Annotated in this window: 12 protein-coding genes; 6 read left to right on the top strand and 6 right to left on the bottom strand. The window is 58.4% G+C overall.

Annotation, left to right across the window (positions count from 1 at the left end; genetic code table 11):
• Positions 1–227: 227 nt before the first annotated feature.
• The 5 genes from O7A61_RS27020 to O7A61_RS27040 all read left to right on the top strand — a co-directional run bounded on the left by O7A61_RS27020 (position 228) and on the right by O7A61_RS27040 (position 5,475).
• Complete coding sequence (locus O7A61_RS27020; protein ID WP_337132393.1) at positions 228–1,112, top strand: hypothetical protein; 885 nt, start codon at positions 228–230, stop codon at positions 1,110–1,112.
• A gap of 954 nt (positions 1,113–2,066) precedes the next feature.
• Complete coding sequence (locus O7A61_RS27025) at positions 2,067–2,918, top strand: hypothetical protein (RefSeq protein ID WP_337132394.1); 852 nt, start codon at positions 2,067–2,069, stop codon at positions 2,916–2,918.
• A gap of 681 nt (positions 2,919–3,599) precedes the next feature.
• Positions 3,600–4,484 carry a hypothetical protein gene (locus O7A61_RS27030; protein WP_337132395.1) on the top strand — a complete coding sequence of 295 codons (885 nt, stop codon included), beginning with the start codon at positions 3,600–3,602 and terminating at the stop codon, positions 4,482–4,484.
• A gap of 340 nt (positions 4,485–4,824) precedes the next feature.
• Positions 4,825–5,193 (top strand): hypothetical protein, encoded by a 369-nt coding sequence (locus O7A61_RS27035; protein ID WP_337132396.1) that lies wholly within the window; start codon positions 4,825–4,827, stop codon positions 5,191–5,193.
• A 90-nt stretch (positions 5,194–5,283) separates the two neighbouring features.
• On the top strand, positions 5,284–5,475 hold the full coding sequence (locus tag O7A61_RS27040; RefSeq protein ID WP_337132397.1) for a hypothetical protein: 192 nt from the start codon (positions 5,284–5,286) through the stop codon (positions 5,473–5,475).
• A gap of 499 nt (positions 5,476–5,974) precedes the next feature.
• Here the strand turns inward: O7A61_RS27040 and virD4 are convergent, their stop codons facing one another.
• The gene (gene virD4 / locus O7A61_RS27045) at positions 5,975–7,933 is read right to left on the bottom strand and encodes a type IV secretion system ATPase VirD4 (protein WP_337132398.1); all 1,959 of its coding nucleotides are present in this window, start codon (positions 7,931–7,933) and stop codon (positions 5,975–5,977) included.
• A 357-nt stretch (positions 7,934–8,290) separates the two neighbouring features.
• Here virD4 and O7A61_RS27050 point away from each other — a divergent pair, with 357 nt between their 5' ends.
• Positions 8,291–8,986: a conjugal transfer ATPase VirC1 gene (locus O7A61_RS27050; protein WP_337132399.1), complete on the top strand. Its 696-nt coding sequence runs from the start codon at positions 8,291–8,293 to the stop codon at positions 8,984–8,986.
• Positions 8,987–9,321: 335 nt separating this feature from the next.
• Here O7A61_RS27050 and O7A61_RS27055 read toward each other — a convergent pair whose 3' ends face one another.
• The 5 genes from O7A61_RS27055 to O7A61_RS27075 form a co-directional block, all read right to left on the bottom strand.
• On the bottom strand, positions 9,322–10,026 hold the full coding sequence (locus tag O7A61_RS27055; RefSeq protein ID WP_337132400.1) for a Crp/Fnr family transcriptional regulator: 705 nt from the start codon (positions 10,024–10,026) through the stop codon (positions 9,322–9,324).
• A gap of 880 nt (positions 10,027–10,906) precedes the next feature.
• Positions 10,907–11,629 (bottom strand): winged helix-turn-helix domain-containing protein, encoded by a 723-nt coding sequence (locus O7A61_RS27060; RefSeq protein ID WP_337132401.1) that lies wholly within the window; start codon positions 11,627–11,629, stop codon positions 10,907–10,909.
• Positions 11,630–11,989: 360 nt separating this feature from the next.
• Positions 11,990–12,793, bottom strand: coding sequence for an ABC transporter permease (locus tag O7A61_RS27065; protein ID WP_337132402.1), 804 nt, complete (start codon positions 12,791–12,793; stop codon positions 11,990–11,992).
• On the bottom strand, positions 12,786–13,553 hold the full coding sequence (locus O7A61_RS27070) for an ABC transporter ATP-binding protein (protein ID WP_337132403.1): 768 nt from the start codon (positions 13,551–13,553) through the stop codon (positions 12,786–12,788). Before O7A61_RS27070 ends, O7A61_RS27065 begins: the two co-directional genes overlap by 8 nt.
• A 39-nt stretch (positions 13,554–13,592) precedes the next feature.
• On the bottom strand, positions 13,593–14,621 hold the full coding sequence (locus O7A61_RS27075; protein ID WP_337132404.1) for an ABC transporter substrate-binding protein: 1,029 nt from the start codon (positions 14,619–14,621) through the stop codon (positions 13,593–13,595).
• Positions 14,622–15,060 lie beyond the last annotated feature (439 nt).

Below are 15,060 nucleotides of genomic sequence, written 5' to 3' on the forward strand. Positions count from 1 at the left end.
CAACCCGACCTTACCGGCGAACTGTCGATGACCACCGCAAAGCAGCTCGCTCGCTACAGCGCTGTTGAGGGCGCGCTCGCGAGCGGCTTCGCTACCGCCGAGCTACACCACCTGTGGGGACGCGACCTTCGACGACGCCAAAGTCTAGGCTGCAGTTGTAACGCGAAACAGGTTCAGCAACCCTCGGCAGGGTGGTAGCCTCGGAGAGTTGCCATAAGGAGCCTGCAATGGACCGCGATACACGTAGAAATAGACCTGAAGGTTCAGCCCGCGACGGTGGCGATGCCGCAGGATTAAGTCATCTGCCAAGGGAATTGGTGAGCGAATTGGCAAGGCGTGTCGTCACCGACGACCCGGTTCAAACGGCAAAGAGCCTTACCAATTTTAAGCAAACGAGTCGTTCAGTCCGAGACGAGTTCGATGGAGGCGGTGCAGTTGGCGAGTTTAATACGCGGCTCGGTCGGCTCGGCACTTCAGCTCAGGCTTTGTATACGGCAGCAATGCCGCCTGAGAATGGCATGTCGAATCTTCTCAGGGCACGCTATCTAAGCCGTGCTGTCGCACCAATACTGAAGTTTCAGAATGCGCCCAGGAAATCTGCCGTTGCCGACAGCATTCTAAGTCTGACCCAGCCAGGCGCCCAAGCCTTCGCCCTGTCCAAGATGGGGGATAGGCTAGGTGATTTTAGCCCGGCAGATAGGACGCGACTTCTTGACCGATCGATAGAATTGTTGACCGCTACAGCGGCACAGGGTGCTCAGGGACAATGGAGTGTTCTTGTCAGCACGGTCAGGGCCATTAAAAAGGGACACGACCATTTAAATGAAGAACAAAGAGAGCGACTGAACGGAGCATTTTCACAGGATCCGTACCTGGGTGCGCTGTATAGGTCGATTCAGGTGAGCACCGCCGGGCGTGCGATCCCGCAGCGCAATCCAGATTTGGACGGAAACATCAACGCAATTGAGCATCAGGCCGCTGAGCTGCCAGCAGAGTGGTCGATTGGCCAAGGGAATGCGATTGCGCAGATCGGCGCTTCCATCAACGAAACCTATGATAACGCGCGAGCGGAACTCATGCATTCCGATAGAAGCAGGGACTTGACACGATAAGGTTTCATGAGCGCTGGCGAAGCTCGTTCCTAACCGTTCGCCCAGCGCCAGCAGGGTTTTGAGCAAAGGGTAGGGGTGGTCTCGGGGAATCCTGTCGCTGTTGTGGCAGCCGAAGGTAAATCTTGATCGAACTGTCTTGGAGCAGTTCAGCGGAGCTGCCGGCGCCAAAAGGTGATGTCGCCGTGGTTGACGTCTCCAACTCGCAACGCGGCCCACCGCCGGCCGCCCACCCCAACGGCACTACAGTCCGCGGCCCCAATGGCCGCTGGACAGCATTGAAGTCGGTGTCCAAACGGTGACCGGCGGGCAGGCATTTAGGTGCTTCGCGCCGGCTTCCGGCACGGCGGATCGTCCAGACAAATTTCGACTTGCGGCCCATGCGGGAGCTGTTTTCCCAGCGGGTAGCGTTCGGCGACGGTGCAGCCCGCGGACTCCTGGACGCGCGGAGCTGCGGCACTCGGGCCTGGCCTCGAACCTTTGCCTCTCGGATCCACCCCTCGGCTTCCTCCCCACAGGCAAGAGACCTGAGAGGGTGCATTCATAGACTTGCGTCGGAGGTGCGCCAGCAAGGCGAACGTCAGCTCTCCCACGTTTGGCTCCCTACCGGGTTTAGCCGTCTCGATCAACGTCGAGCAAGTCGGGCTTGGCCACGCAGGTGAGGCTTCAAACGCGGGTGCCGCGACTGTTCAGCAATCGGCCGGCGACCAGCGCCGGGAGTGCCGCCGGGATCGGTCGTGTGCTCAACAGCCCGGCCGCCTTTGTTTTGCAGCCTTGACCGGAATGTCTGCCTCTGTTGAGGGGCGAACATACGGCCAAAGGCTGGCACATGCAGCGGCCCCTTGAAAGCTCAATTCCCCGGTCTGCAGGATTGCAAACGTAACGCGAAATCAGTTCGGCAGGTCGCTCGTGCCTGATAGCCTGGAGCAGTAGAAATGAACGTAAGGACTCTGAGCAATGGATCGCAACACACGTAGAAATAGGCCGGAAAATTCGGCTCGCGATAGCGGCCGCTCCACACGATTCACCGATGTGCCTCGTGAACTAATGGACAACGTGGCCAGAGGTGTAGCCTCCGACGATCCAGTTGAAGCGGCAAACAACCTTACCAACCTCAGGCTGGCGAGTCGTTCAGTACGCTCCGACTTGGAGGGCGGCAGTGCAGGACAATTTCACAGCCGGCTCAATCGGCTCGGCGAATCAGCTCAGCGCGTGTATTCCGCAGCAATGCCGCCCCCTGGCAATGCCTTGATAAGCGACCCATTCAACTCGCGCTATTGCCCTGTCGGGCCAGTCCTGAAGTTTCAAACGGCCGCGATGAAATCTGCCGCAGTCGACAGAATCCTCGGAATGACCGACCGAACGTCACAATCTCTCGCCTTGTCCAATATCGCCGACAACATAGGCGATCTCAGCTCGGCTGACAGAACGCGCATTCTTGACCGAACAGTCGATTTGCTTACACAAGGTCCGAACGCCGCCGAACATAACGTCAACTATGTAACAGCCCTCAAAAAAGGGCAGGATTATTTGAATGAAGGCCAACGAGAGCGATTAGACGCATTTCCATTGTATGGGATGCTCCACGATGCGCTTGGCGAGCCTGCCGGGCGTGCGGGACAGCCGCAAAATTTCGACTTGGACAGGCGCATCGACGCTATTGAGGCTCGAGCCCAGCAGTTGCCAGGAGAATGGTCGTATTACCAGCAGAATACAGTTGCAGAGACCGGGGAAGACATTCACGACGCTTACAATAGCGCGCGAGCGGAACTCATGGATTCCGACCGAAGCAGGGACTGGACACGATGAAATGGTCTGCGCGGTAAGCTAACCGGCTAGCCGGGTCACGGACCGAGATCGGGTTCGCGCTTGACCTCGGTCCTTAAGCCTTGCGGGCAGCCTTCTTCGGTGTGGACGGAGCAGTTTGCTCGGTCAGAAGGTCAAGCCCATCAGCGGAACGGCGAGGTGGACGTCCCGCATCACTTGCCGGTTTGCGGGTATGATGTGCGGGCGTGACAAAAGGGATCAGGTGAATTCCAGTCCCAGGTCAGCGGCCTCGCTCTCTGCTTTCGCCGCCCATTGGAAGTCACGTTGACTCCGAAAATGGGGCGGCTTCTACGTCCATCGAGTGGCGATAGCGCAGGAAATGGGGCTCGACGCCCTTGGCGGCAACGCTGGAAACAGACGCAGAGGGCCTTGCCCGTCAGGTGATCGGCGGAGCGTCGACGCAGCGTGCGGCGATCTTCACCACAAGACCGATCACGCGGCACTCCAGGAGGTGCACGTCGCCACAGTGTCGGTCGGCACTTCAAACATGCCACACAGCACATCCCGAGCCACAAATTCGCGATCATGATGATCCTTCACGGGGCCTGGATCCCACGAAATCCTCATGGCAGGCCAAATTTCAAGTGTAACGAAGAATCAGTTCGACAGAGTGTTTCGGAATGCTAGCGTCGAGTCGTAAAAACGGCCTAAGGACATCATGCAATGGACCGCGACACAAGTAGGGATAGACCTGGAAGTTCGAGCCGCACCGGCGGTGGCGCCGCACGATTCACTGACATGCCAAGTGAGTTATTGGGGAAAGTGGCGGCAAGTGTAGTGTCCGAGGATCCGGTTGAGACGGCCAACCGTCTTACCAATCTTCGGCTGGCGAGCCGCTCAGTCCGGACCGACTTCGAGAGAACCAGTGCAGGGCAATTTCACGAGCGGCTCAATCGGCTCGGAGATTCAGCGCACCGCCTTTATGCAGCAGAAATGCCGCCTGAGAATGTCGTGCCGCAGGACGACCTTTTCTTTGCGCGCTATCAAACCCGCGCTGTCAGGCCAATCCTCAAGTTTCAAACTGCCCCAATGAAGACTGCTGTGGTCGACAGAACCCTCGCTATCGATGAACCAAGGCGCCAATCTCTCGCCCTATCCAAGCTAGGGCAAAGCATAGGTGATCTCAGCCAACTGGATAGGACGCGCCTGCTGGATCGATCCCTAGAACTTTTTACGCAGGAGGGCGGCGGTCCAGCGCACTTCGTCATCCGCAACAACACGGCCAAGGCCCTGAAAATGGGCCGCGACTATCTGAATGAAAATCAACGAGAACAGCTAAACACCGCGTTTGCGCAGAATCCCGAACTGGCTTCCTTCTATGCGGCGGTTGAGGTGCAGCCGGCCGGGCATGCGGCGGCGCCGCAAAACCCGGATTTGGACGCGCGCATCAACGCAATTCAGGATCGTGCCCATCAGCTGCCAGGGGACTTCGCTTCGTATCAGCAGCAGGATGCGATGGCGGAGCTCGGGGATTCCATTAGCGAAACCTACAATAGCGCTCGAGCGGAACTCATGCGTTCCAACAGAAGCAGGGACCTGACACGATGAGGTCGCGGCCAAGATGACCGTGTAATCGCTAGCGGACCGAGGTCGTCTTCGCGGTCGACCTCGGTCGCGTCGATACGGCAGGCTCGCAACGAGCCTCCGGCGTGCAGGACATACATTACCGAGCCAGCGCTGCAACCCGTCAGCGCTGTGGGGAGAGGGTAACAGGATCAGGTCAGATTCTGGCCGCGGTCGCAGCTTCGCGCCAAAAACACGTCTCGGCCAGCGCTCCGGCGATGGCTCACCCAGACTGCTCCTCCGCTTCGAGCCGTCCGCCTCCCACGCTCCCTTTCCCCTCCCGGTCGGTCACTGGCCATCATCTTCAAAGGCGACGAGAATCTGATTGTCGGCGTCGGTCAACTCGACCGTATACGCCATCGCCATGCCCAACCGCCAGTGGCGGACCGTTGGGAGCGCAAGCCCGACAGGTCGCATTAACTGGATTTTCATCACTCCCTTGGAAGCCCCGGCTTTTGCCGGCATACTCCCATATATGCCAGGCAAGGACAGTCAACGCCCTTCCATCTTCGACCTCGACGCGCTGCGCGAGGCGTTCATGGAGTCTGTCCGCGAAAACAATGTCTCGCCTGCCGAATGGGGCGAGCACGCCGAACGGTTCATTCAAAGGCTAGCGGGTCACAACCTTGCCGAAGCGGCGGTTAGCCAGATCACTGGAGCGCCGGACGATAGCCAGCCAGCTCGAAATCCATAGGTACGGAATCAGACGCAGAATCTCACTTGATCTAGTGTTTTTGCTGGTCTTATAAAACCGACGTTACCCTTGCTTCTAGGGAGGCACGCAATGGATAACGTGGTTCCGTTCCGCTATGTGGCGGCTCGTGTTGAAGTGGCGGAAGCCGGTGGCGAGTGGTTCGTGCGCGTCACCGAAGACGGCCAAGAACTTACCCGATCATTTGAACTGGAATCGTTTGCGCTGTCCTATGCGGAAGGCCAGCGGCTACGGCTAGGATTGCATACGATCACCCGGATGTAGGAACGAACAAAGCCCCGGCGCTTGGGTCTGCGCCGGGGCTTTCGACATGTACGAGCTACACCAGCATGTCCACCTATGAGCATGTGCTGATATGGTAAAGGATTGGTGAATAGGACGGCAGCCGGGTAGCATGGCCGAAACGACTATAAGGGTGGTCGCGCGGACCGGTCCGGTGTGCGGTAGCGTGGATCGCCACGACTCCTTGAAGGCCGTTCGCCCCAAGCCCTCCAAAAAACACCTTGGCTTCGTCGTGGAACTCGGGCGGGACAGAACGGACATGGAAATCTCCTATGTCCATCTCGAGGACGGCGACTGAACGGTCGGGCTGAAAGATCGGGCAATGTGGAGTAGTCGAGGCAAACTATCCGGAGCTCCTTTTCACTGCGCCGACGTTGAGGACACGTGGCGCCCTAACCAGACCTCTAATCCCTCTCAACTCGCTTCAGGCCCGCCACCACGCGAGTTCGGGCAAGCGGGGCTTGAGAGCTCAATCGGATGATCAGTCCGCCCCATCAAATCCCCGAATTGAACGGTCAGATTGAGAGTTCATTCTGTTGTGCTCTGAAATGCCAAGTTCCTGAAGTGAAATTATTTGCGCCAGCAGCTCGCGCTGAGCAGGGGTCCCCCGCGGCTGCTTGGCAGTGTCCTGCATCGTGGACGGACCGGCGGCGATAGGCGCCCCCTTCGACTCTGGAATGGCGAGGCTAGAAGTTAGCTGCGCGGCATCGCCCGGCGCAGTCACTGCTGCTGGATACGGTCCTCCGTCGACTGCGGGGAAGGTCGTTATCTCCGCAATGAACGGGATCGGCGCTGGTTCGGGCAATGCACCTGTCTGGCTGGCGAAAATCGACTTCAGGTGACGATCACAATAGTACTTCACTTTATCCAGCTGCAGCGGTGGCTGGCCTTTGATCAGCACGATTTGTTTGTTGTCATCGAGCAAACGCACCTGCTCGGGCCGCAAGAGCGGCGCGCCTTGATCCGACATATGGATATTAGGACTTAGCCATTCCCGGGGGCTGAAAGACTTTGACCTTTGGTGAAAGGTATATTCGCCAATCGCTTTTGAAATGTATTGAGGCGTTTCGTCGTCGGCTGTCGCCATGAACACCTGCACACCGGTGTTCGAGAGGAAATTTTCCTTGCCAGGCTGCTCATAGGCGCCGGTCAGGGCCGAGAGGCTCTGGATGATGAACATGAAGCGGCCTTTGTAACCCGCAATCGTGGTGATTGCGGTTTCAATCGCTTCGAGCCTGCCGAGATGCTTGAATTCATCGAGGAGGAACAGGACCTCAAAAATCTCGTCCTTTCCCGGCAGAGTGCGTTGCAATATCGACACGGTTTGCTGGAAAAACAGCCGCACGAGAGGTGCAATCACCTCCAAATCATTGGGGCTGACGCAGAGATATATTGTCGTGGGGTCCCGGCGCAAGTTGCCAATGGAGAAATCCGATCTCGATGTGGCGTTCTTAATCAGCGGGTCAGCCCAAAGATTCAGCCCGCCATCGCCCAAAACGGATGTGTATGAGGTGAGGAGTTTGGTGTCGTTGCCGGCCATGTTGTCAAAAATGCGCCTCGCCTCCGGAATTTTGCTTTGTTCCGCGAGTTGCGCAAATAACTTGTATTTCTCGCCCGGCTGCGAAAACAAATCATAGACGGCGCCAATGGTTGGCGTGCCACGCTCGATGCAGGCCAGAACACCGGCGACAAAAAGGTCCCGCGCGCCCTCGATGAACCCTTCCGCGCCCTTACCCTTGGGCGCGATCAGATTAACCGCTAATCGCCGAGTTTCTGAGAAGCGGCGCTCCTGCGGTGTAGCAACGATGTCGAGCACTGGATTGTAGCAATGAGTGCGTCCTTGCCTGTCGAGCGGCGAGAATTTGATGATCCGGTCGCCGCGCTTCAACCTCGCCCTCGACGTCAGTTCGAAGAGTTCGCCCTTGACATCGAGCGCAAGCACCGAGCCATCGAAGGTCAGAAGCGTTGGAATGACAACGCCGACGCCCTTGCCTGCGCGGGTGGGCGCAACCACCAAACTGTGTGGTTGCTCGCCATTGGTGAGATACTGTCCAAACCCGCGCGGCCCGGACGTTTTGCCGAATATGGGACCAGTGATGCGGCGGTAGGGCTTGATGAACCCTTTTTGGCGCATTTCGCCAAATCGCGCCCATCGTGCCGTTCCGAAGTGTTTGGCGCGAACCAAGACTACGGTGAGGGTGACCATGATGATCACCGATGTCATGCCGACAATGATCAAGCAGGTGTAAAACGTCGCACTGGCATAGCCGAGATAGAAGGGTGTTTCATACCAGAACGCCAGGAGATCGAAGTCGCGGAGTCCCCGGACGCTGAGCCCGACCCTTAGGCTAACATACAGGCTGGCGAAGATCAGCCCGAGGGGCAAAGACAGCGCAAGGCCGAACAAGAATGTGGTGAGCTTGAAATTCGTGCGTGCCATTGTCCTGTGCTCTGGCAATGTTCAGCGTTGCTAGCCCCGGACAGGGACCTTGCCAGCTGGTCCTACGGGCCGCAGTTGGTTCGACCTGCTGCAGCCCTCTTTCAGAGTCAAAATATGTCGTCTCGCGGATTTCAGCTGACCGCGATTACTCTTGTAACAGCGCAGACGCAGCGCGCCGCCATTCACTTAAAAACCTGAATAAGAGAATACATAACGGTGCGTCATCCGAAAGCGTACAAAATAACGGTTACAAAGGTAACAAGGCGCTGCGGAACACATCGCTATATCTCACCGAAGCTGTTGATATTGTCCGAACGATATTTGCACAGAGCGCTTTCGGCGCGGACGGATTGCGGCATGAAGCTGATCACTTGCTATTCATTTAAAGGTGGGGCGGGCAAAACAACGGCGTTAATGGGTCTGTGCTCCTCGCTTGCCTCCAAGCAAAAGAAGATTGCGTTGTTCGAATCTGACCAAAACCGCCCGCTCACCAGGTGGAAACAAAATGCCCTTCGTAACGACGCTTGGGACCGGCAATGCGAGGTATTCGTGGCCGACGATCTGCCCGTAATGGTGGATGCATATGGACAGGCGGATCTTGGCGGCTTCGACTATGGGTTAGTCGATGCCCATGGCGGTCCCAGCGACTTGAACAACTCTATAATCGGCAGTTCCGATTGCCTGCTGGTACCCGCTATGCTGTCATCTCTTGACATCGATGAAGCGCTAGCAACGTGCCGCTTCATCATCGAACTGTTAATGGCAGAGGGACTGGAAGCATATACTGCCATTCTACGCCAGCGAGTGCCAATCGGCAGACTGACAGTGTCCCAACGAGCCGCGTACGAGATGTTGGACGTTCTGCCGCTGTGCGACACCCCGATGCATGAGCGGGACGCCTTCGCGGCGATGAAAGAGCGAGGCATGTTGCACATGACGATCGCTAATATGGCCAACGATCCGGCAACGCGATTGATGCTGCATCACAGCCAGAGAGCATTGGATGAACTCGCTATGATCAGTGCATTCATCGAGAAGGTGTTGCAGGACTGACAGGGGAATGCGCAAGCCGATAGCTTCGACAAGGGTCACCGATCGACTTGCCGCGTTTTCGATTCATCAAGGACCCATAGCCGCCAGCCGACATGCAGATTGTCGCCGGACGATGGCACCAGCCAAACATGGCCGCTGGCCAGCACGCAACAGCACCCGCCGAAGCTTTGCCGCAGAAGGACTTTGATGCTTGCGGCAATGCACCTTGCTCGATCGCACTGGAGTCGAGGCCTATGCAGTTGCTGGTGACATCGAGCCAGAGACGTTCATGACTCCGCCCCGTAGCGATCCTGGATAGAATCCATCGGCCTAAGGAACTCCTTCTTGGGCGAGACCTAATACTCACTTGGTTCGGCAATCCACTGCAAGCGCTCAGTGTTGCATTCAATGATTCCGTTATTGCGCCGGATGGCGCCGGCCTCCTCCAGCGCCAATATGGCCCGATTTACTTTCGGCCGGCTTGCGCCCAAAATTCCCGCTATATCGGATTGAGTGAGCTGCAGTTTCAGATCCGCCCTTACCGGCAGCTCATTGCCGTGGATCTGCCTCAGGGTTACGAGGAGAAAACGGGCCGCCCGGGAATTCAAGTGATACAGGGCGATGGTTTCCAACTGCTCGGTGATACCCCGCAATCGTGAGCAGAGATAGCGGATTGTGGCTCTGGCCGCCCCCGGCGAAAGTTTGATGAGGTCCATAAATGGCCTCTTGGCAATGACGAAACCTTCGGAGGCGACCTGCGCCGTGGCGTCGGCCGATCGAGGCTGGTCATCTAGCATGGCCATCTCGCCGAACAGATCCCCGGCTTCGAGTTGCCGGAGGACCAATTCACGCCCTTGTGGGGTGATCAGCGACACCTTGATCCGTCCAGAGATCACTCCAACCATGTAATTGCCCTCATCGCCTCGCTGGAAGATCACCGTGTCTGGAAGCCACCTGCGAAAAGTAGAAATTCCGGCGAGTGCCGCGATGGTCTTGTCATCGAACTCCCGAAAAATCGGAAAGGAACGCCAGAAGGCAGCGCTTCTATCGAACTCGGCCATGTAGTTTCCTCGCTGGAAATGATTGGTCCTATGACGCGCGCTTCTGGGTGATCACGTCGATTGAGCATCGTTGGCGTTCCCTCTCCCGGAAAAAGCGACTCTCGCGCCGACGCGTTGTCACGCATCATCGATCTCCTGAGGCGGCGACGGCGAACCGGACGAAACCAGTTAACCTGTGGCTGTGGCTTGGGATGGGATCGTGGCGCGCTCTTGTCTGTGGCCTGGTTGATGATGGCGCCTCAGCGCATCTCTCATAGGCTCTAACGCCCGCCTCCTGATCGACGCCGGCAAGCGTGGCAACCGGCAATGACCTGCACCACTTCGACGTGCCGCTTCAGTTTATTGTTCGGTCGCCCGAAGGCCGATCCGAGCCGTGGCCTGTGAGCTCGCTCCAGGATCTGGCCCGCTCTGCGAACCGGCCTGCCGCGCTGAGAGCGGGCATCCGCAGGTCTCGCTGCGCCTGCCGCTGCCGTCTGCCGGGGGGCCAGATGCGCCATGGTCGTGGCATTGACGTTCAACGCATGTAACAGGGAACTGGTTATCGGGGAGGCTGGTCAACTGCGTCATGCCGGGCGCACGGATATGCGTCGTGAGAGCTTGGCCGGCTTCGGCATTGGTTGGCACAAATGGACGTGGTGATCGCGGCAACATGGAACTGCTGGCAGTTGCGGGTGCCCTTTCTATCTTCGGTGGGGTTCGCCAACCCGGCTAAAGACCGAGGCCCGGCGGTGTTGTTTTCCCCCATTTCCGAACTTATTGAAAATCGATTGTTTCGATTTATCCCATCCACGCCATGGATGGATATGGGGCACGCACGCTCCTCCCAGCACCTCTTGCTCTGCTGTAAAAGCGATGGCGCATTCACTGGCTCTGGCTGGTGTCAAATCTCCAGCAGCTTCGCAGAGATACTGAACACGTAACCGACGCCACGTTTGGTTTTTATCAACTTTGGGGCGCGCGCATCGGTCTCAAGTTTTCGACGCAGGCGCAATATCTGGACATCGATGCTGCGGTCTGAGATCTCGCCGTGAATGCGCGTGGCCCGTTGCAGGTATTCTCGCGACACAGGTCGTTCTGCCACCTCGAGGAAGGCAATCAGGAGCGCATACTCGCCCTGCGTTAGAGGGACCAGTGCACCTGCAGGATCGCGCAGCTGTCGCGTTTTTAGGCGTAGCTCCCATCCGCCGAAAAGCCACTTTCCCGATTGTGACTTTCTCTGTGTTTCTGCAGGGCCGGCAACACGCCGCCTCACCAGTGAGTCCACACGCACCAAAAGCTCACGCACCCTGGTCAGACACTCGTCGGCCTCGGATTCAAGCCGGACCATATCGTTCTCTCCCCGGCGGTTCTCAACGACAATAACGGAGACGTCCCCAAGGTTGCGCAGATCACGCAAAAGCCCAGGGTCCTCCTGGCCAGGAGTCAAACTGGCAATGACAAGGTCGGGCTTTAGCTTTTGCGAAATCTTCAACGCTTCCCCATGCGCACCCCCCGCCACAGTGGTCGACAAATCGCAGCGCAGCACGTGTTCCTCAATGGTCAGAAGAAGCGCGAGAACATCGTCGACTAAAAGCACGCTCCCGATTTTGCGGGCCTCGCTCATATATCGCCTCCATTCCCCAACCCACCTTGCCGCTTCAAAAACACCCGCTGCCGACCAGGCCCATTTGAGCGCGGCAGCAGCCTCGGATTGCACGACCGGGGAATTGCTGCTGTAACCGATGGAACTTCACCTTGGTTACGACAGCTCGCCGCCGCGATTGCCGGCGGACGAGGCGCTGCGCGCGCCGGCGTGTCGTGGAGCGGAGGACAAGGGGAGGAGCGGCCAACAGTGGAAAATCGGCCAAAACAGCTTGTTTTCGGATCGTTGCCGAAAGACAAAAACCGTGATGTGTTGTCGCGCTCGTAAAGATCTGAGCAGCGCCGTGCAGTTGCGAGACGCTTGCGATCGCAGTCCTGCCGGCTATGGGCGCCAAGCCAGGAAATGCCGCTCAATGCAGCCGATAAAGCAATTGACGGCCAGGCCCATGAGGGAAAGCATCGTCACCCCGGCAAACAGGTGTTCCAGGTTGTAGAGTGCTCCTGCGTCCAGGATGTAGGCGCCCACGCCATGCTCGGCACCAAGCATCTCGGCTGCGACCAGCAGAGTTATGCCGATCGAAATGGAGACGCGCAGGCCTGACAGGATACCCGGAAACGCTCCGGGCAGAATGATCTTGCGCACAATCGAGAGCCGAGCGAGGCCAAAGCTCTGGCCCATCCGGATCAGGCTGCGGTCGACATTGTCAACCGCCGCATAGGTGGCGACCACCGTGGGGGTGAAGGTACCCAGCGCGATCAGCGCATATTTCGATGCCTCATCGATACCGAACCAGACAATGAAGAGCGGTAGCAATGCAATCTTTGGCACAGGAAAGAGCGCCGCGACCAAAGGCAGGAGACCAGCGCGTATGAGGCTGCACAAGCCAATCAGAACACCGAGACCTACGCCAAACACGACGCCGATGGAAACGCCAACAGCGAGGCGCCGCAGCGATGGCAGCAAGTGCTGCCAGAGCAGCCCGGTCTGGTAAAGCTGGACGAAGGTCTCGAAGACCGCTGAGGGGCGAGGCAGCGTCAGGCCCGAGATGAAGCCCGTACGGGTGCCGACCTCTGCCAGCCCAATCAGGAGGATGGCAACGAAGAAACCGACAAGGGGGACGCGTGAGGGCGCGAAGCCGCCGCCGCGGAACTTTACGAGCTGTGACACTACGATGATATCAGCCATCGAGCAGTTCCTGATCGGCGGCCATTGCTTCATCTCTCATCAGGGCCCAGAGATGCAGCTGCATCTTCTCCAGAACCGGAGCGCCGACGTATCTCTCGGCCAGCGGCTTCTCGATTGTGAGCATATCGCGGATGGCTCCGGGGCGACGGGAAAGCACGACAATGCGATGTCCCAGCCGCACGGCTTCGCTCAAATCATGCGTGACATAGACGGCGGTAAAGGGCTGATGCGTCCACAGCGAGACGAGATCATCCATCAGAAGCTCGCGCGTCTGGCTGTCGAGGGCCGACGTCGGTTCGTCCATGAGCATCACCGCCGGACTGACCGCCAACGCGCGCGCAATCGCAACGCGCTGACGCATGCCCCCCGACAACTGCTTCGGCAAAGTGGCGCGAAACTCAGAGAGTCCCGTGCGGGCAAGGACGTCGGCGACGATCCGCTCGACCTCCTTCGCCGGCAGTTTGTGATCCTCAAGTACCAGCTTCACATTGCCTTCCACGGTCCGCCACGGCAGCAGAGCGAGATGCTGGAACACGTAGGTAAGAGGATTGAGCGATTCAGCGGGCGGCGTGCCGACCTGCAGCACCATGCCTTCTGTCGGACGCTCCAACCCGCCCAGGAGGCGCAACAAGGTGGATTTACCGCATCCCGACGGGCCGATGATGCACATGATCTCGCCCCGTGGGATCCTAAGCGAGAGATCGCTCAGAACCTCTACGGGGCCATAGCGGTGGCTGACATTCTTTAGCAGCAGTTCCATATCTTCTGTCCCGCCTCCTGAGCCGGCCGGCGGAGGGGGTCAGATCGTCTCGACGTAAGAAATATCGAAGAGCATCTGTGCCTTGATCGTCTCGCTCACCATTTTCTCCGCCTTGAGCCAGACAAGCTGATTCATCGCGGACTCGAGTGTAAGCGCACATCCCTTGTTGATTCGCATGGCGCTGCCGACGAAGATTTTCTTCGCGGCCGGGAACGGATGGTCAGAGTCCACATATTTGTGGATGATCTTGGCCACCTCATCCACTTCCTCCGGTGTGGCGGTCTTGTCTACGACGGCAGCGTTGTAGTCGTCGATCGCCCTCGAATGGGCGGTGATAAAGGCTTCGGTCTTCTCCCGCTCGTTGGCGGCGTTGTTTGTCGAGGTTACCACTGTCGTCACCTGATAGTCGGGCGCATAGTCGGACACGAGGCCGATCTGCTTGGCACTGCCTTCGGCCAGCATCTCATTGGCGATGCTGCCCTGGATCGCCCAAGCGTCGATCTGGCCGGTGCCCAGCGCACCAACGATTGCACCGACCTTATGGAGCCGGCGCAGCCTGATTTCCGACATCGGGATGCCGTTCGCTTCCGCGATCTTGTGGCACATATAATGAAAGGAGGAGCCGGCCGTGGTGACACCGAAGCTCTTGCCGCTCAGGTCCTTCGCCGTGGTAAGACCGGCCTGGTACGCTTTTTCGGAGGCCAGGATGATAGCGCCGACGAGACCCTTCTCCTCAGATACCGCGCCGCCGATCACCTTGATTGCGCCTTTTCCGGCGAGGTTCACGAGTCCGCCGCTCATCGCGGTAACCGCATAATCGGCGTCGCCCGAGGCAATCGCCATGGCCATCGGCTGAGCTGCCTCGAAGAACTCGAATTCGACGTCCAGCCCTTCGTCCTTATAGTAGCCTCGCTCGCGCGCGATGTAGCTGGGGGCATGGCTGGCGAGACGCATCACACCAAGCTTCACCTTGCTGGCAGCAAAGGCCGGCCGGCCAAGCAAGGTCAAAGCCCCGGCTGCGCCGAGACCGACAATTGCCTGGCGGCGGTTAATCGCGAGCTTGGCCACGTTCCACGTCCTTTCAAGAGCGGTTCTTTTGTGTCTGGCTGGTGGCCGGCGTATCGAGCCGCTGCGCATGCCCGGGCGCGAACAGGCGACCGAAGGACCTGCATCGATTTGTTACGCCTGCCGCTCTGCTGCCTCGCTCAAATGGCCGCTTGGTCCGTTCGATCCATATGCGGTGTGATGTTCCGGCGGGACCATTGATTTCAACCGTTCTACATCTCCGTTGGATGCAGGCTTGCAGGTCGCAGCAGCTAGCTGCGATTCTCCGTTGCTCAAATTGCAAGCTCAACCTTACGAACAGCTGACGAGAGTCGATGATCGTGTCCCAGGGAGTGGTGTAGCTGACGGTTTGGTCGCCGCGCTCTCCGGCAAGGGGCCGGGATGATCAGCGTGCCACAGCTGGCAGGCTGATGAGGGGATCATCGCTCATTTGGCTGATGGT

Origin of the sequence: Mesorhizobium sp. Cs1321R2N1, from assembly GCF_037179725.1 — a bacterium.
Lineage (GTDB): Bacteria > Pseudomonadota > Alphaproteobacteria > Rhizobiales > Rhizobiaceae > Mesorhizobium > Mesorhizobium salmacidum.